Source organism: Pseudomonas paraglycinae (genome assembly GCF_021601625.1).
GTDB lineage: Bacteria > Pseudomonadota > Gammaproteobacteria > Pseudomonadales > Pseudomonadaceae > Aquipseudomonas > Aquipseudomonas paraglycinae.
Map to the genome: position 1 here is coordinate 175,189 of NZ_BQHR01000006.1, position 17,945 is coordinate 193,133.

14 protein-coding genes are annotated in these 17,945 nt (G+C 61.4%); 3 read left to right on the top strand and 11 right to left on the bottom strand.

What is annotated here, in order from left to right; all coding sequences use genetic code 11:
* Positions 1–22: 22 nt before the first annotated feature.
* From L6D82_RS11235 to L6D82_RS11245, 3 genes are read right to left on the bottom strand one after another with little or no spacing between them, the layout of a single operon-like run.
* On the bottom strand, positions 23–889 hold the full coding sequence (locus L6D82_RS11235) for a carbohydrate ABC transporter permease (RefSeq protein ID WP_007951487.1): 867 nt from the start codon (positions 887–889) through the stop codon (positions 23–25).
* The gene (locus tag L6D82_RS11240) at positions 886–1,998 is read right to left on the bottom strand and encodes an ABC transporter ATP-binding protein (RefSeq protein ID WP_236189050.1); all 1,113 of its coding nucleotides are present in this window, start codon (positions 1,996–1,998) and stop codon (positions 886–888) included. Before L6D82_RS11240 ends, L6D82_RS11235 begins: the two co-directional genes overlap by 4 nt.
* Complete coding sequence (locus L6D82_RS11245) at positions 1,998–3,092, bottom strand: ABC transporter ATP-binding protein (RefSeq protein ID WP_236189053.1); 1,095 nt, start codon at positions 3,090–3,092, stop codon at positions 1,998–2,000. The genes L6D82_RS11240 and L6D82_RS11245 overlap by 1 nt, the downstream gene beginning before the upstream one ends.
* Positions 3,093–3,363: 271 nt before the next feature.
* On the opposite strand from L6D82_RS11245, the gene L6D82_RS11250 reads away from it, so the two are divergent.
* Positions 3,364–5,214 (top strand): sigma-54-dependent Fis family transcriptional regulator, encoded by a 1,851-nt coding sequence (locus L6D82_RS11250; protein WP_236189055.1) that lies wholly within the window; start codon positions 3,364–3,366, stop codon positions 5,212–5,214.
* A 16-nt stretch (positions 5,215–5,230) separates the two neighbouring features.
* Here the strand turns inward: L6D82_RS11250 and L6D82_RS11255 are convergent, their stop codons facing one another.
* The 3 genes from L6D82_RS11255 to L6D82_RS11265 all read right to left on the bottom strand — a co-directional run bounded on the left by L6D82_RS11255 (position 5,231) and on the right by L6D82_RS11265 (position 9,886).
* Positions 5,231–6,442: an MFS transporter gene (locus L6D82_RS11255; RefSeq protein ID WP_236189057.1), complete on the bottom strand. Its 1,212-nt coding sequence runs from the start codon at positions 6,440–6,442 to the stop codon at positions 5,231–5,233.
* Positions 6,443–6,782: 340 nt separating this feature from the next.
* Positions 6,783–8,165 carry a cysteine--tRNA ligase gene (cysS, locus tag L6D82_RS11260; protein ID WP_236189059.1) on the bottom strand — a complete coding sequence of 461 codons (1,383 nt, stop codon included), beginning with the start codon at positions 8,163–8,165 and terminating at the stop codon, positions 6,783–6,785.
* A 20-nt stretch (positions 8,166–8,185) separates the two neighbouring features.
* Positions 8,186–9,886: a glutamine--tRNA ligase/YqeY domain fusion protein gene (locus L6D82_RS11265; RefSeq protein WP_102687174.1), complete on the bottom strand. Its 1,701-nt coding sequence runs from the start codon at positions 9,884–9,886 to the stop codon at positions 8,186–8,188.
* 252 nt (positions 9,887–10,138) lie between these two features.
* Here L6D82_RS11265 and L6D82_RS11270 point away from each other — a divergent pair, with 252 nt between their 5' ends.
* Together L6D82_RS11270 and lpxH are read left to right on the top strand one after the other, a co-directional pair.
* Entirely contained in the window at positions 10,139–10,645 is a 507-nt protein-coding gene (locus L6D82_RS11270) for a peptidylprolyl isomerase (RefSeq protein ID WP_129972701.1), read from the top strand.
* Complete coding sequence (gene lpxH, locus L6D82_RS11275; RefSeq protein ID WP_236189061.1) at positions 10,642–11,397, top strand: UDP-2,3-diacylglucosamine diphosphatase; 756 nt, start codon at positions 10,642–10,644, stop codon at positions 11,395–11,397. Before L6D82_RS11270 ends, lpxH begins: the two co-directional genes overlap by 4 nt.
* 117 nt (positions 11,398–11,514) lie before the next feature.
* Here lpxH and L6D82_RS11280 read toward each other — a convergent pair whose 3' ends face one another.
* From L6D82_RS11280 to L6D82_RS11300, 5 genes are all read right to left on the bottom strand, one after another.
* Positions 11,515–13,044 carry a DHA2 family efflux MFS transporter permease subunit gene (locus tag L6D82_RS11280; protein ID WP_102717016.1) on the bottom strand — a complete coding sequence of 510 codons (1,530 nt, stop codon included), beginning with the start codon at positions 13,042–13,044 and terminating at the stop codon, positions 11,515–11,517.
* A gap of 173 nt (positions 13,045–13,217) precedes the next feature.
* Positions 13,218–14,420, bottom strand: a complete 1,203-nt coding sequence (locus tag L6D82_RS11285; protein ID WP_085745958.1) for an HlyD/EmrA/EmrK family protein — start codon at positions 14,418–14,420, stop codon at positions 13,218–13,220.
* Between the two features lie 15 nt (positions 14,421–14,435).
* The gene (locus L6D82_RS11290) at positions 14,436–15,905 is read right to left on the bottom strand and encodes an efflux transporter outer membrane subunit (protein ID WP_236189064.1); all 1,470 of its coding nucleotides are present in this window, start codon (positions 15,903–15,905) and stop codon (positions 14,436–14,438) included.
* Positions 15,895–16,377 carry a MarR family winged helix-turn-helix transcriptional regulator gene (locus L6D82_RS11295; RefSeq protein WP_085608360.1) on the bottom strand — a complete coding sequence of 161 codons (483 nt, stop codon included), beginning with the start codon at positions 16,375–16,377 and terminating at the stop codon, positions 15,895–15,897. Before L6D82_RS11295 ends, L6D82_RS11290 begins: the two co-directional genes overlap by 11 nt.
* Positions 16,378–16,615: 238 nt before the next feature.
* On the bottom strand, positions 16,616–17,938 hold the full coding sequence (locus L6D82_RS11300) for a hypothetical protein (RefSeq protein ID WP_236189066.1): 1,323 nt from the start codon (positions 17,936–17,938) through the stop codon (positions 16,616–16,618).
* Positions 17,939–17,945: the final 7 nt, after the last annotated feature.

Below are 17,945 nucleotides of genomic sequence, written 5' to 3' on the forward strand. Positions count from 1 at the left end.
GACGTTTGCTCATGGCCGGGCCTCAGCGGTTGGCATCGTTGTGGGTCATGGCGGTGTAGAACAGCCAGGACACCAGCAGGATGATCAGGAAGTACACCAGCGAGAATGCCGCCGCCGGCCCCAGGTCGAATTGGCCTACGGCCATCTGGGTCAGGGTCTGACTCAGGAAGGTCGTCGAGTTACCCGGCCCGCCGCCGGTGAGCACGAACGGCTCGGTGTAGATCATGAAGCTGTCCATGAAGCGCAGCATCACCGCGATCAGCAGCACGCTCTTCAACTTGGGCAACTGAATGTGCCGGAATACCGCCCAGGCCGAAGCCCGGTCGATGCGCGCGGCCTGGTAATACACGTCGGGAATCGCCCGCAGCCCGGAGAAACACAATAGCGCCACCAGCGAAGTCCAGTGCCAGACGTCCATCACCAGCACGGTGACCCAGGCATCCATGGTGTTCGCCGCGTAGTTGTAGCTGATGCCCATGGCGTTGAGGCTCGACCCGAGCAGGCCGATGTCGGCGCGGCCGAAAATCTGCCAGATGGTGCCGACCACGTTCCATGGAATCAGCAGCGGGATCGCCAGCACGATCAGTACCACCGACGACCAGCGACCCTTGGTCGGCATGGTCAGCGCAATGGCGATGCCGAGGGGGATTTCGATCAGCAGCACACACGCCGAGTAAATGAACTGGCGCAGCAGCGAATCGTGCAGGCGCGGGTCAAGCAGCACCTGTTTGTACCAGTCGGCGCCGACGAAGTAGCGGCTGGACTGGTCGAAGATGTCCTGCACCGAATAGTTGACCACGGTCATCATCGGAATCACGGCACTGAAGGCCACCAGCAGGAATACGGGCAACACCAGCCACCAGGCCTTGTTGTTCTGCACCTTGTTCATGGCTGTACCTCGCTGTCGGTGGCATCCAGCAGAAATTCGTCGGCATAGACCATCAGCCACTGCGCCGGAAAACTGATGTAGGCCGTACCCTGCGGCACCGGTTTGTCCTCGGCCAGGCGCACTTTCAGCGGTGCGCCGTCCAGATCCAGGGTCATTATCTTGTAGGTGCCGAGATCCTCGACGTGTACGACCCGTGCCTGCATCGCATCATCAAACGGCTCGTCCCACACATGGATGAACTCGGGACGGATGCCGACCTTCAGATTTTTCCACTGGCCGTGTTCGATATGGCGCTGTAAGCCGTCGGAGAGCGGCAGATGAGTCGAATTGAAAGCGACCCCGCCCGGTTGCGGCTGCACTTCGATCAGGTTCATCCCCGGGCTGCCGATGAAGTAGCCGACAAAGGTGTGGCTCGGCCGCTCGAACAATTCCCGTGGGGTACCGAACTGGACGATCTGGCCGCCGTACATCACCGCGATCTTGTCGGCGAAGGTCGACGCCTCCAGCTGATCGTGGGTGACGTAGACCATGGTGATGTTGAATTGCTCGTGGATCTGCTTGAGCTTGCGCCGCAGTTTCCATTTCAGGTGCGGGTCGATCACCGTCAGCGGCTCATCGAAGAGGATCGCCGACACGTCATCGCGCACCAGGCCACGGCCCATGGAAACTTTCTGTTTTTCGTCGGCGGTGAGGTTGCGCGCCTTTTTGCTCAACAGGTTCTGCAGGTCGAGGACTTCGGCGATTTCCTGCACCTTGCTGTGTACTTTCGCTTCGGCCAGGCCCTGATTGCGCAAGGGAAAGGCCAGGTTGTCGAACACGGTCATGGTGTCGTAGACCACCGGGAACTGGAAAACCTGCGCGATGTTGCGCTTTTCCGGGGTCAGGTCGTTGACCTCTTTGCCGTCGAACAGCACATGACCCTGGGACGGGCTGAGCAGACCGGAAATGATGTTGAGCAAGGTCGACTTGCCGCAACCCGACGGACCGAGCAAGGCATAGGCGCCGCCCTGCTCCCAGATGTGGCCCATCTCGCGGATCGCGTAATCCTCGGGCCCGCTCGGGGTTTTGCTGTAGCTGTGGGCGAGGTGCTGCAAACGGATTTCGGCCATCAGGCAACCCTCGCGACGCGCCGGCCCGGTGCCTGCACCAGACGGCCCTGCGCATCGAACACAAACAGTTTATGAGTCGGGATATAGATGCGGATCGGCGCATCGACGTCGTATTCGTGAACCCCCGGCAAATGCAGCACCAGCAGAAAATGCTCGTTGCGCACGTGGAGGAAGGTTTCCGAACCGCTGATTTCCGCCACCTCGACGGTCACCGCCAGTTCCAGGTCGTCGTCGTTGCTCGGCACCAGCGAGATGTGGCTCGGGCGCACGCCAAAGCGGAACTCGCCCTCGCCCACCGGCCGCAGGTCGACGTTCAACGGAAAGTGCACGAAGTTGGCGAAACTCACTTCGTTGCCGGCGATGCGCCCCTGCATCAGGTTGATCGGCGGTTCGGAGAACAATTCAGCGGCCAGCACCGTTTGTGGCTGGTGATAGACCTCGGTCGAGGGGCCGCTCTGGATCACCCGGCCTTCATGAAGAATGGTGGTGGTGCCGCCCAGCGCCAGCGCTTCGTTGGGCTCGGTGGTGGCGTAGATGGCGATGGTGTGGCGCGCCTTGAACAGCTCGCGCATTTCCTGGCGCAGCTCCTCGCGCAGTTTGTAGTCGAGGTTGACCAGCGGCTCGTCGAACAGAATCAGTTCGGCATCCTTGACCAGCGCCCGGGCCATGGCGGTGCGCTGCTGCTGGCCCCCGGACAGTTCCAGCGGATAGCGCTTCAGAAACTTCTCGATGCGCAGCATCTTCGCGGTTTCCTGCACCTTGCTCTGGATCTGCTCGTTGGAGATACCGGCCTGGCGCAGCGGCGAGGCGATGTTCTCGAACACCGTCATGGTCGGGTAATTGATGAACTGCTGATAGACCATCGACACGTTGCGCAGACGTACCGGGCGCTGGGTGACGTCGACGCCGTTCATCAGGATGCGGCCGCTGTCGGGCTTGTCCAGACCGGCCATCAGGCGCATCAGACTGGTTTTACCGGACAGCGTGCGCCCGAGCAAAACGTTGAAGGATCCAGGTTCGAATTTCAGGCTCGCATCGTCGATCCAGGTCTGGCCCTCGACGGTACGGCTGACGTGCTCCAGGGTGAGTGACATGGCTCGGCCTTTTTATTATTGGAGTCAAGCGACCTGTCCTGTAGAGCGACATTCGTGCCAGAAACGGCAAGCTGTTGATTTACCGGAAAATTCGATGGAGGCCACGCAAACCGGGGTTCGTAGCTGAACACAAGTGAACAGTCGCGACTGAACAATTGAACAGTCGGGCGATTGACAATGAACAATAGTGAACAACACTCTATGGATGCTTTTTTGCTCGTCGAACGAGCCATAACAAAAACAACAAAGCACCCTTCAGAGACTGCCAATCATGGCCGCACCTGCCCCGCCGCTTTCCCATGACGCCATCGTCCAGGACTCCTGGTCCCGTTGCCGCGCCTTCGGTCTCAATCATCAAAGCGCCCCGGCCTTCGATCAGTTGCCCGCTGCCGGCATCGCGCAGTTGCTCGACCGTCATCATTCGCTGGTGCAGACCACTCACCAGGAAGTGCTGCCGTATTACGAGAACATCCTGAGCAACTCAAACTGCCTGATCATGCTGGCCGACAATCAGGGCCAGGTGCTGACGTCCTGGGGCACCCAGCGCTTTATCGAGCCGAACCTGGCGCGCGGTTTTCAGGCCGGCGCCAGTTGGGTCGAGCGCGCCAGCGGCACCAACGCCATCGGCACGGCGCTGGCCTGCGAGCAGGCGGTGCACATTGAACACGATGAACACTTTCTCAAGGCCAATCGCTTCATGACCGGTTCCGCCGCGCCGATTTTCGATGCAGAGCGCAAGGTCATCGCCGTGCTCGATGTGTCCAGCGACAGCTATCTGCCACCGTCGCACACCCTCGGCATGGTCAAGATGATGAGCCAGACCGTGGAGAACCGGCTGATCCTCAACCTGTTCCATGGCCAGCACTTTCAACTGACCTTCAACACCGGGTTGAACAACCTCGACAGCCAGTGGGCCGGGCTGCTGATCTTTGATGAGAGCGGTCAGGTGCTATCGGCCAACCGACGGGCCGACAATCTGTTGGGCGTGCGGTTGTCGCGGGTCAGCGTTGAAAGCCTGTTCAAGGTGTCGTTGCTGGAGTTGATCAATCAGCCGGACGGTTTGCCGTTTGCCTTGCAGACCTCCGGGCGCAATCGTTTTCAGTGTTTGTTGAAACGGCCTAAACAGGCGCCGATTCAGGCCCGGGTCTTTGCTGAAACCAGAACCGCTGAACCGAAAGTCGTCGTACCTACGGCCATCAGCCTGAGCACGTTGCACTTCGGCGACAGTCGCGTGGAGAAAGCCGTGCGCCAGGCCGAACGCCTGCTGGAAAAGGACATTCCGCTGCTGATTCACGGGGAAACCGGGGTCGGCAAGGAAGTCTTCGTCAAGGCCCTGCACCAGGCCAGCTCCCGCAGCAAACAGGCGTTCATTGCCGTCAACTGCGCGGCGATCCCCGCCGAACTGGTGGAGTCCGAGCTGTTCGGCTACGAGAAAGGCGCGTTTACCGGCGCCAACCAGAAAGGCAGCATCGGACTGATCCGCAAGGCCGACAAGGGCACGCTGTTCCTCGACGAAATCGGCGACATGCCGCTGCCGACCCAGGCCCGCCTGTTGCGCGTGTTGCAGGAGCGTTGCGTGCAACCGGTGGGCAGCAGCGAGCTGTTTCCGGTGGATCTGCGGATCATTTCCGCCACCAACCGTTCGCTCAGGGAACAGGTGCAACTGGGGCGCTTCCGCGAGGACTTGTACTACCGCATTGGCGGCTTGACTCTGGAATTGCCACCGCTACGCGAGCGCAGTGACAAGCAGGCGCTGTTCAAGCGGTTGTGGGAACAGCATCGCGAGCCATCGCAGTGGGCGGGATTGAGTCGCGAGGTGCTGGACTTGTTTGAACGACACCCGTGGCCGGGTAATCTGCGCCAGGTCAGCAGTGTGATGCAGGTGGCGCTGGCGATGGCCGAGGAACAACCGATTCGACCCGAGCATTTGCCGGACGACTTCTTCGTCGATCTGGAGATGGAGCCCGTGGAAGTGGCCGAGCCGTTGGGCATCGATTTGAACGATGCCGAGGCGTTGAACCGGGAGTTGCAACTGGCCGGGGGCAATATTTCCCATCTGGCCCGACGGTTGGGGGTGAGCCGCAATACGCTGTACAAGCGATTGCGGCAGCTTGAGAGCTGAGCGCCTTCATAGCGGATCAGGCCGAAACGGCGGGCTCAACAGGCGCAGCCGATGCGGCCGCCAACGTCCGCAGGCCCATCAACACCACAACCATCATCATCAGACCTGCGGCTATCGCAACGCCGAATCCTGCCCGTGCGCCCCAGGCATCAATTACCAGCCCCGCCAGCATGCCGCCGAGCGCCACGCCGATGCTGATCCCGGTGGTCATCCACGTCAGCCCTTCGGTCATTCTCGCCGCCGGGATGATGATCGTCCCCAGCTTCATGACTACAACCATGGTCGGCGCAAACGAGATGCCGGCGATAAACAACATCGCGGACAGGACATAAACGTCCGGTGAGAACACCGGCAATACGCCGGTGACTGCCGTGACCAGGATCCCGATAAAGAACTGTTTTTCAATCGCCAGCGAAACCCGCAACGCGCCGAAGGTCAGGCCCGCCACCAGCGAGCCGAACGCATAGGCGGCGAGGATGAAGGTGGCAGCCGATGGCCAGCCCTGGGCATTGGCGAAGGCCACAACGGCGACATCGATCGACCCGCCTATGGCCCCCATCGCCAGCAGCGCCAGGACAATGGTGCGAACGCCGGGAATCAGAAGGGTTGAACCACTGTTTTTCCGGTTGCTGGCCACCACTTTCGGTTCGGTCTGACGCTGCATGAGAAACGCCGTCACGCCGACGGCCAGCAGCCCCACCGCCACCAGCGGCCCGGCTTCCGCGAAGAAACTCACGCTCAAACCGATCGCCAGGGGTGGGCCGACGATGTAAGCCAGTTCGGTGAGGACGGTGTCCAGCGAGAAAGCGGTGTGCAGCTGCGGCTTGCCACGAAACAGCTGCGTCCAGCGTGCGCGGATCATGGACGGCATGCTCGGCATCGTCCCCGCCAGTGCCGCCAGTACAAAAAACAACGCAGCGGGCGCCCTCAGGTGCACGGCCACAATCAGCGCCAGCAACATGACGATGCTGAAAACCGTGACGACGGGCAGCACGCGACTCTGGCCATACTGATCAACCTGTTTCGAGATGCGCGGGCCGAGCAGCGCATTGGCCAGGGTAAACGTGCCGGCGACTGCGCCGGCCAGCCAGTAAACGCCGGTCTGCTGCACCAGCATGGTGATGATGCCGATGCCGATCATTGCCTGGGGCAGTCGGGCGATGGAGCTCGCGAGGATCAGCCCGGTGGCGCCGGGTGTCGATACCAGTTCGCGATAGTGGTTTGCCATGATGTCTCCATTCCATAAACGTCGCCGATCAGCATCCGGCTGAGCGCGTTGCCGACATCAAGACCTACGCGAACGTCAAAAGCAATCCCTCACCCCAGCCCTCCCGAAACGTCGGACCGCCCGGAGGGAGAGGGAGCCGACCGAGGTGTCTGGCGTTCTACATCGACCTGAGAGATTGCGTCGATTATGGATTCGGAGAAAACCTTTCAGGTCGGCGTATTTCTTGAATATCCCCCATTCAGTCCCCTCTCCCTCTGGGAGAGGGTTAGGGTGAGGGGCTCTTCTCGCAGCCAAACAAAAACCCGCACAAGGCGGGTTTTGTTTGTAGCAAGCGCAGCGATCAGTCAGCCAGACGCCAGGTCGTGCCGCCCTTGCCGTCTTCCAGCACCACGCCCATGGCGGTGAGCTGGTCGCGGATGCGGTCGGATTCGGCCCAGTCCTTGCTGGCACGTGCCGCCAGACGCGCAGCGATCAGCGCCTCGACTTCAGCTGCATCGACACGCCCTTCGGCGCCGGCCTGCAGGAAGTCATCGGCTTCGAGCTGCAACACACCCAGCACGCTGGCCAGTTCTTTCAGGCGCGCTGCCAGACCGGCCGCTGCATCGAGATCGCTCTCGCGCAGACGGTTGATCTCACGCACCATCTCGAACAGCACCGCGCAGGCTTCCGGCGTGCCGAAGTCGTCGTTCATCACCGTGGTGAAACGCTCGACGAACGCTTCGCCGCCCGCCGGCGCCACGTTCGGCAGGCCTTTCAACGCGTGGTAGAAACGCTCCAGTGCGCCCTTGGCGTCCTTGAGGTTGTCTTCCGAGTAGTTGATCGCGCTGCGGTAGTGGCTCGACACCAGCAGGTAACGCACGACTTCCGGGTGGTACTTGTCGAGCACGTCGCGAATGGTGAAGAAGTTGTTCAAGGACTTGGACATCTTCTCGCCATTGATGCGGATCATGCCGCAATGCATCCACGCGTTGGCGTAGGTCTTGCCGGTGGCCGCTTCGCTCTGGGCGATTTCGTTTTCGTGGTGCGGGAACTCGAGATCGCTGCCGCCGCCATGAATGTCGAAGGTCTCACCGAGGCAGCAGGTGGACATCACCGAGCACTCGATGTGCCAGCCCGGACGCCCGGCGCCCCACGGCGATTCCCAGCTCGGCTCGCCCGGTTTGACGCCTTTCCACAGCACGAAGTCCAGCGGATCTTCCTTCGCTTCGTCGACCTCGATCCGCGCACCGATGCGCAGGTCTTCGATCTTCTTGCGCGAGAGCTTGCCGTAGCCCATGAACTTGCCGACGCGGTAGTACACGTCGCCATTGCCCGGGGCGTAGGCGTAACCCTTGTCGATCAGGGTCTGGATCATCGCGTGCATGCCAGGGATGTGATCCGTGGCGCGCGGCTCCATGTCCGGCTTCTTGATGTTCAGGCGCGCTTCGTCTTCGTGCATCGCGGCGATCATGCGCTCGGTCAACGCTTCGAACGACTCGCCGTTCTCGTTGGCCCGGTTGATGATCTTGTCGTCGATGTCGGTGATGTTGCGCACGTAGGTCAGGTCATAACCGCTGAACCGCAACCAGCGGGTCACCAGGTCGAACGCGACCATGCTGCGGCCATGGCCCAGGTGGCAGTAGTCGTACACGGTCATCCCGCAGACATACATGCGCACCTTGTTGCCATCCAGCGGCTTGAAGACTTCTTTGCTCTTGGTGAGCGTGTTGTAGATCGTAAGCACGGTGTTTCCTTAAGACTTGATCACTGGCCCCACGAATCGCGCAGGGTCACGGTACGGTTGAATACCGGCTGGCCTGGTTTCGAGTCCTTGATATCCGCGACGAAGTAACCTTCGCGCTCGAACTGGAAACGGTCTTCCGGCTGTGCATTGCCCAGCGAAGGCTCGGCACGACAACCGGTCAGCACTTGCAGTGAGTCAGGGTTGATGTTGTCCAGGAAACTCGCGCTGTCTTCGGCCTTCTCCGGGTTCGGAGAACGGAACAGGCGATCGTACAGACGCACTTCGCACTCGATGCTGGCAGCGGCCGGCACCCAGTGGATCACGCCCTTGACCTTGCGGCCTTCAGGGTTCTTGCCCAGGGTGTCCGGATCGTACGAGCAACGCAGCTCGACGATGTTGCCGTCGGCGTCCTTGATCGCTTCGTCGGCACGGATCACGTAGCTGCCGCGCAGACGCACTTCGCCGTTCGGCTCCAGGCGCTTGTAGCCCTTTGGCGGCTCTTCCATGAAGTCATCGCGGTCGATGTAGATTTCACGAGCGAACGGCAGCTTCCGCACGCCGAGTTCTTCTTTCTGCGGATGACGCGGCAGTTCGAGGTTCTCGACCTGATCTTCCGGGTAGTTGGTGATCACGACTTTCAACGGACGCAGCACGCACATGGCGCGCGGGGCGTTCGCGTCCAGGTCCTGACGGATGCTGAACTCGAGCATGCCGAAGTCGACCACGCCGTCGGAACGGTTGGTGCCGATCATCTCGCAGAAATTGCGGATCGACGCCGGGGTGTAGCCACGACGGCGGAAGCCCGACAGCGTGGACATGCGCGGATCGTCCCAGCCGTTGACGTGTTTCTCGTCAACCAGTTGCTTGAGCTTGCGCTTGCTGGTGATGGTGTAGTTGAGGTTCAGACGGCTGAACTCGTACTGACGCGGGTGCGCCGGCACTGGCAGTGCGTCGAGGAACCACTCGTACAGCGGACGATGGCTTTCGAACTCCAGGGTGCAGATCGAGTGGGTGATGCCTTCGATGGCGTCCGACTGACCGTGGGTGAAGTCGTAGTTCGGGTAGATGCACCACTTGTCACCGGTCTGATGGTGATGGGCGTGGCGGATGCGGTACATGATCGGGTCGCGCAGGTTCATGTTCGGCGAGGCCATGTCGATCTTGGCGCGCAGCACACGGGCACCGTCCGGGAACTCACCGGCGCGCATGCGGGCGAACCAGTCCAGGTTCTCTTCCACCGAACGGTCGCGGAACGGGCTGTTCTTGCCCGGCTCGGTCAGGCTGCCACGGTATTCCTTGGCTTGCTCGGGCGTCAGGTCGTCGACGTAGGCCTTGCCGGCCTTGATCAGCTCGATGGCCCAGTCGTGCAGCTGGTCGAAGTATTGCGAGGCGTAGCGCACTTCGCCGGACCATTCGAAGCCCAGCCATTTGACGTCGCTTTCGATCGCGTCGATGTATTCCTGGTCTTCCTTGGCCGGGTTGGTGTCGTCGAAACGCAGGTGAGTGACGCCGCCGAACTCCTGGGCCAGGCCGAAGTTCACACAGATCGACTTGGCGTGGCCGATGTGCAGGTAGCCGTTGGGCTCAGGCGGGAAACGGGTGACGATCTGCGTGTGCTTGCCCGAGTCCAGGTCTGCCTGGATGATCGGCCGCAGGAAATTGACCGGCACGGCAGGGCCGGACTTGGCATTCGAGGTAGGGTCGACAGTGGGCTTGCTCATAGGATCCTTGACTTACATGTGCGCGGCCGCAGAGGGGGCCAGACAAAACAAAGCCGCTATCATAGCCGATGCTGTCAAGGGGCTGACAGAGCAGGCCCTATAAAGGAGTGCATTTAATCGCAGGGATTTGGAAAAACAGCCTCGAAATTCGCGCCTGTCACGCTAAACTGCGCACCTTGGCCCTCACGGGCTGAACCGGTAAAGGGCGCAAATGTCCCAATACCCACGAATTCCTTATAAAGAGTAGCGATCATGACTCAAGTAAAACTGACCACCAACTTCGGTGACATCCTCATCGAACTGAACGCTGAAAAAGCCCCGATCACCGTGGCCAACTTCATCGAGTACGTGAAAAAGGGTCACTACGAGAACGTCGTGTTCCACCGCGTCATCAAAGGTTTCATGATCCAGGGCGGCGGTTTCGAGCCAGGCATGAAAGAAAAGAAAGACAAGAGCCCGAGCATCCAGAACGAAGCCGACAACGGCCTGAAGAACGAGAAGTACACCCTGGCCATGGCTCGCACCATGGATCCGCATTCGGCCTCGGCTCAGTTCTTCATCAACGCCACCGACAACAGCTTCCTGAATCACACCTCCAAGACCGCTCAGGGCTGGGGTTATGCCGTGTTCGGTAAAGTGGTTGCGGGCACCGACGTTGTCGACAAGATCGAAGGCGTTTCCACCACGTCCAAGGCAGGCCACCAGGACGTACCAGCAGACGACGTGATCATCGAGAAAGCCGAGATCATCGAAGCGTGATATTGCTGATTTCAGACTTGCATCTGGAAGAGGAGCGCCCGGACATTACCCGGGCGTTTCTGGATTTGCTCGCCGGACGCGCCCGCTCGGCGAGTGCGTTGTACATTCTGGGCGACTTCTTCGAAGCGTGGATTGGCGACGACGCCATGACCCCCTTCCAGCGTTCCATCTGCCAGGCCCTGCGCGAACTCAGCGACAGCGGCACGGCCATTTTTCTGATGCACGGCAATCGCGACTTCATGCTCGGCAAGGCCTTCTGCAAAGAGGCCGGCTGCACGCTGTTGAAGGACCCGAGTGTCGTGCAGTTTTACGGCGAACCGGTGCTGCTGATGCACGGCGACAGCCTGTGCACCCGCGACGAAGCCTATATGAAGCTGCGCCGCTACCTGCGCAATCCGCTGAGCCTGTTCATCCTGCGTAATCTGCCGTTGCGCACCCGGCACAAGCTTGCGCGCAAGTTGCGCAGCGAAAGCCGGGCGCAGACGCGGATGAAGGCCAATGACATCGTCGATGTCACGCCGGAGGAAATTCCGCGGATCATGCAGGAATACGGGGTGAAAACCCTGGTTCACGGGCACACCCATCGCCCGGCGATCCACAAGTTGCAGATCGGCGATCAGGCGGCGAAGCGGATTGTGCTGGGGGATTGGGATCGTCAGGGCTGGGCGTTGCAGGTGGATGAGAACGGGTTTGCGTTGGCGCCGTTTGATTTTGCGCCACCGCCAGCACTGCCCGCTCCCGCCACCGTCTGATCGTTCCCACGCTCTGCGTGGGAATGCCTCAATGGACGCTCCGCGTCCGCTTCGGCATGGGACGCGGAGCGTCCCGGGCTGCATTCCCACGCAGAGCGTGGGAACGATCTGTCGGACTTAGTGACCGCTGGCGGCCGGGCCTGCCTTGGCAGCAAACGGCGGCTTGGCCAGCCACACAATCAATATCAACCCCATAAACCCCCATCCCAGCAGCGTGAAGTAATCCACTGTGGAGAGCATGTACGCCTGACTGGTGAGGATCTGATCCATCTGCGCATAGGCCGATTGGCTCGCACCACCCAGCGAATGCAAAGTCTCGCGAGTCGCCGGCTCATAAGTGCTGATGCTTTCGCTCATATACGCATGATGCTGATCCGCCCGGCGAATCCAGATCCAGGTGGTCAACGACGCCGCAAAGCTGCCGCCCAGTGTCCGCAGGAACGTCGCCAGACCAGCGCCATCGGCAATCTGGCTCGGCGGCAGGTCCGACATCAGAATGCTCAAGGTCGGCATGAAGAACAGCGCCACACCAATCCCCATGAACAACTGCACCAGGGCGATGTGCTGGAAGTCCACCTCGTTGGTGAACTCGGCACGCATGAAGCAGCTCAGGCCGATCGCCAGGAACGCCAACCCGGCCAGCAGACGCAGGTCGAACTTGTGCGCGTACTTGCCGACAAACGGCGACAGCAGCACCGGCAGAATGCCGATCGGTGCCACCGCCAGCCCGGCCCAGGTCGCGGTGTAGCCCATCTGGGTCTGCAACCACTGCGGCAGGATCAGGTTGATGCCGAAGAACCCGGCGTAACCCAGCACCAGCACCAGCGTGCCGATGCGGAAGTTGCGATAGGCAAACAGCCGCAGGTTGACCACCGGATGCTGGTCGGTCATTTCCCAGATCACGAACACCGCCAGCGCGATCACCGAAATCGCCGCGCCGATGATGATGAAGTTCGACTCGAACCAGTCCAGGTCATTGCCCTTGTCGAGGATCACCTGCAACGCGCCCACGCCGATGATCAGCGTGATCAGCCCGACGTAATCCATCGGCTGATGACTGGTGACCACCGGGCGCTTGGCCAACTGCTGGCGCACTACCATCACCGCGAAAATCCCGATCGGCACGTTGATGAAGAAAATCCACGGCCAGCTGTAACTGTCGGTGATCCAGCCGCCGAGGATCGGCCCGGCAATCGGCGCCACCACCGTGACCATCGCCAGCAACGCCAGGGCCATGCCCCGCCTCGCCGGCGGATACACCGCGATCAGCAGCGTCTGGGTCATCGGGTACAACGGCCCGGCCACCAGGCCTTGCAGCACGCGGAAGCCGATCAGTTCCGGCATAGACGTGGAAATACCGCAGAGGAACGAAGCCAGCACAAACAGGATGGTCGCCCACAGAAACAGCTTCACCTCGCCGAAGCGACGGCTCAGCCACCCAGTGAGTGGCAGCGCGATGGCGTTGCTCACGGCGAACGAGGTGATGACCCAGGTGCCCTGCTCCGAACTCACGCCGAGGTTGCCGGAAATGGTCGGCAACGCCACGTTGGCGATCGTGGTGTCGAGCACCTGCATGAAAGTCGCCAGCGACAGGCCGATGGTGCTGAGCAACAGGCTGGGCGGCGTGAAAGAGGCGTTATTGCTCATCGCGAATCCTATGAAGCCGGGTTGGCGCCGTGTCTGTTACGGACACAGCTGCCCTTTGTGGGAGCGGCGGTGCGACGATTCGACTTGCTCGCGAAAGCGGTGTGTCTGACAACATCTATGTTGAATGTCAGGCAGCATTCGCGAGCAAGCCCGCTCCCACAGGGGGAAAGAGGTCAGCGTTGCGCAGTCTTGCTGACCGCCGCGCTGTTGTCGTGGATCAACTGGGTGATCATCGCGTCGGCTTCGGCCAGTTGGCGGTCGTAGACGTTGGTGCTGAACGAGGCCTTTTGCGGAGGCTGCTGGGCCAGTACCGGACCGCTCTGGTCGTGCAGGTTGACCTCGACATTGGTCGACAGACCGACGCGCAGCGGGTGCTTGGCCAGTTCTTCGGCGTTGACGTGAATCCGTACCGGCACACGCTGCACGATCTTGATCCAGTTACCGGTGGCGTTCTGCGCCGGCAACAGGGCGAACGCGCTGCCGGTGCCTGCGCCGAGGCTGTCGACGGTGCCGCTGAACTTGACGTCGCTGCCGTAGATGTCCGACTCGATCTCCACCGGTTGGCCGATGCGCATGTCACGCAGCTGGGTTTCCTTGAAGTTGGCGTCGATCCACAGCTGATCCAGCGGAATCACCGCCATCAGCGCGGTGCCCGGCTGCACACGCTGGCCAAGTTGCACGGTGCGCTTGGCGACATAACCGGTGACCGGCGCGATCAAGGTGCTGCGTGCGTTGGTCAGGTAGGCCTGACGCAGTTGCGCGGCGGCGGCCATCACGTCCGGGTGCGACGAGACCACAGTGTCATCGACCAGCGCGCTGGTGGTTTTCAGCTGCTGTTTGGCGTTGGCCAAGGCGTTCTGTGCCGAGGTCAGGTCATCGCGGGCGTGGGACAGTTCTTCCTGGGAAATCGCCCCGCCGGCCGCGAGATTTTTCCGGCGGTTGAAGTTGTCCTGGGCTTTTTGCACTTCGGCCTGTTGCGCATTGACCTGGGCCTTCATGCCGTCGACGTTGCTGTACAAGCCGCGCACCTGACGCACGGTGCGGGCCAGATTGGCCTTGGCACTTTGCAGGCCGACTTCGGCGTCGTTCGGGTCGAAGTTGATCAGCACCTGGCCTTCATGCACCAGATCGCCATCGTCGGCACCGATGCTGACCACGGTGCCGGTCACCAGCGGGGTGATTTCCACCACGTTGCCGTTGACGTAGGCGTCGTCGGTGCTTTCGCTCCAGCGCCCGATGAATTCGTGATACGCCCAGACACCGGCACCGGCGAGGGCAACCACAACGGCCAGCACCAGCAGCATCACCTTGCGTTTGCGCGGATTGCCAGTGTCCTGGGCGTTGTCTTGAGCTTGTGTGTTTTCGGCAGTGGCCATGACAAGTACCTTGAATTAGTTGTGCGGCGTGGCTGGGGTGGCGTTGGCTGCGGTCAGGGTTTGCCCCTGGAAGCCGCCGCCCAGCGCTTGCATCAGTCGAATCGACAGGTCGATCTGCTCGGCATTCAGGTTGGCCAGCTGACGCTGGGCCTGCAGCAATTGCTGCTCGATGCTGAGCACGTCCAGGTAGTTGCCGATGCCGGAACCGTAACGCTGGACGACGGTGTTGTAAGAATCCTGGGCAATCTCGGTTGCGTGCTGCTGGGCGCCGATCTGCCGGCCGATGTCACGCAGTTGGTTAATGGTGTCGCTGACATCGCCCAGGGCTTTCACCAGGCTTTTGTTGTACTGCGCCACGGCGAGGTCGTAATCGGCGTCGCGGGCATCGAGGTTGGCGCGCAGGCGTCCGCCATCGAAGATCGGCACCGAAATCGTCGGGGCAATGTTGAAGAAGCGACTGGCGGAACCGAACATCGCGTCCCCCAACAAGGATTCGGCACCAGCGGAAGCCGACAGGTTCAGGTTGGGATAGAAGCGGGTCTTGGCCGAGTCGATGTCCTTGCTCGCCGCCTCGACACGCCAGCGCGCGGCGACCAGATCCGGGCGACGGCCCAGCAGTTCGGCGGGAAGCACCGATGGCAGTGCGACAGCGCTGGCTTGCAGGACTTTCGGCCGAGCGATTTCGTTACCGCGATCCGGGCCTTTGCCGAGCAATACGGCCAGGGCGATTTTGGCGCTGTTCAGGCGCTTTTCAGCGTCGATCAGGCTGGCTTCGGAGCTGGCTTCCAGGCTTTGGGTCTGCTGGAACTGGTACTGGCTGTCGATCCCGGAACTCAGGCGGCGCTGGCTCAGGTCGAGCATCTGTTTGGTGCGTTTGAGGTCTTCGTTGGCCAGGTCATAAACGATGTGCGCCTGACCGAGATCGCTGTAGGCCCGGGCCACGTCGGCGGCGAGGGTCAGTTGCGCGGCCTGACGGTCGACTTCGGCGGCGCGGGCCTGACCGAGTGCGGCTTCCCAGGCGTCACGCTGACCGCCCCACAGGTCGAAGTTGTAATTGAAGCCGGCGCTGATGTTGCGCACGGTGGAGTAAGCCCCGCCCTGCCCCAGCGGATCCTGATCCCGGGCCAGACGCGAACGGCTGATGCCGGCGCTGGCGTCGAGGGTCGGATAGCGCTCGGCATCGGCGGCGTACGCGGCGGCGCTGGCCTGATGGGCGCGGGCGTCGGCGATCTGCATGTCCGGGCTGTCTTTCAGGGTTTCGCGGATCAGACCGTCGAGCTGCGGATCGCCGAGGCTGGTCCACCAGTCGCTCTTCGGCCACGCGGCCTGTGACAGGGTCACGCCGTTGAGCGATTGCCCGGTCTTGAGGGTTTTCGCATCGAGGCTGGCGCCCTGGGTATCGAGGCCACTGTAGTTGGCGCAACCGGCGAGGATCATCGCCGACAGCACCAGTGTCAGGCTGCTGCGCAAGGTTTTACCGCTCATTGTGTTCACCTAACCGCTGGATGGTGATCGGGTCACCGGCTGCCAGCAAAATTTTCTTGAGGATGTATTCCAGGGTTTTCAACTCGTCCGGGGTCACGGCGCCGGCCAGTTCATTCATGGCGTCGGCGCCGATGTGCGGCAGGCGATCGGCCAGTTGCTGGCCCTGCTCGGTGAGTTTCAGTTGCACCTGACGGCGATCGCCTTCGCTGCGTTGGCGAACCAGGAAACCTTTCTGCTCCAGACGGTCGAGCATGCGGGTCATCGAACCGCTGTCCAGCGACAGATGCCGGCACAGCTCGGCCGGGGTGTCGACGCCGAACTGGGCCATGATGATCAACACCTTGAACTGCGCGGCGGTGATGCCGTGGGGTTCCATGTGGGTGTCGATGATCTTGTCCTTGAGCAAGGCCGCACGGCCGAGCAACAGGCCGAGATGGCAATGCTTGAATTCGTCTGGGGTGAAATGCTTCATGTGCTCACCTAATAACTGCCTAGGCAGTGAATGTATGTCGAGATGTTACTGCCTAGGCAGCGAATGTCAACGTAATAGTTAGGTTGCTTTGTAATTAGTTGACCAGTGGACTGGTTTTTTCTGTCGTCCGTGCAGACGCCATCGCGAGCGGGCTCGCTCCCACAGGGGATCTCACGCATACACGGATCAATGTGGGAGCGAGCTTGCTCGCGAAGACAGCGACTCGGTGTAGAGCCGTTCAGGATTTGTCGGAGGGGTGATTCATCGGTGGTGGCTGAAGGGGATGGACTTCACGCCCACGCAACGCAGTTGCCACATAACCGCAGGCACGCCTGGCTCCCGCGTAAATGCCGTGCCAGCCCGGCGGTGCCGGCTCGATGGCGGCATGCAACGCCCGCGCATAATCAAGCACCAGGCCCGGCGTCCAGGCCATGGCCTCGGCGCGTTTGCGCACCTGAGCCGCGACCCAGAATTCGGGGCTGATGATGACCCGGGCGAAATCCAGCATGCTCGAATGCCCCCGGTTCATCGCACCTTCCAGTGCCGCTTCCAGGCTGTGCGCAACGGCACTCGAACAGTTGCGGCTGGTGAGGTTGTAGGTGGTGGTCTGTCGATAGGCCGCCCAGAACGCCTGAAGCCGCGCGGCGTCGTAGTGCGCGAAGCTGACCTGAACCGACGACGGGCACCAGTCGGCGACCTCGCTCGCATAGTCCGGCAGAAACCGCCCCACCACGTCGTTGTTCGGCGTAGCTCGCAGCAACCGCACGAAATCCCGCGCCGAGCGATCGATATCGTCCAGCGGGTAATGGCTGATGTAAATGTCCGGCCCACATTCCAGTGCCGCGTGGCCGGCAGAGATGACGCCGTTGATATCGACCGCCGCGATATAACGATTGAGGAAGCGGTTGCGCACCAGGGTGTCTTCAACCGTACCGCTGGGTGTCCAGACATGGATCACCATTGCGCTGTTGCATGCAGGGGCATGGACCGGGGAAGGCGTCACCGGCGACGGTCTGTTCTTGAACCGCCATGCCTGCTGCAACAAGGCACAGCCCGAAAGAAAGATGCTCATGCCGATGCAGAACGGCACCGTCCCCTTGTAGAGGCTCGGATACGGTTCGAGGATGAACACGCCAAAACCGATCTCGAACAGCGCCACCAGCAGTGACATTCGCCAACCGACAAAGCGCACCACCACCGCAGCCGCCAGTCGAAAACCGCCATCGAGCAGAAAAGCCGCACCGAACAGCACCGCGAGAATCACACCGGCAGCATGCTGTCGGTCGACGATCAGCAGCCCCAGCAGCAGAAACGCCAGACCGCGAGCCTTGCGCAAAACCGCCGCTGTGCCGGTTTTCGGGGCCGGCACCAGCAGAATGATCAGGGCTTCGAGCAACAGCAGATAGCCGAACACATGCAGCGGAAAATACAGAACGCCGTCCAGCGCATCGATGAAGATGGCCACTCCGGCCGCACCCCAGACAACGCCGGTCAATGCCAGTGCTGACCAGCGCCGGCGGACAAAATCGTGACCGAGCAAGACCATACTCAAACGAACCATTGGCGCC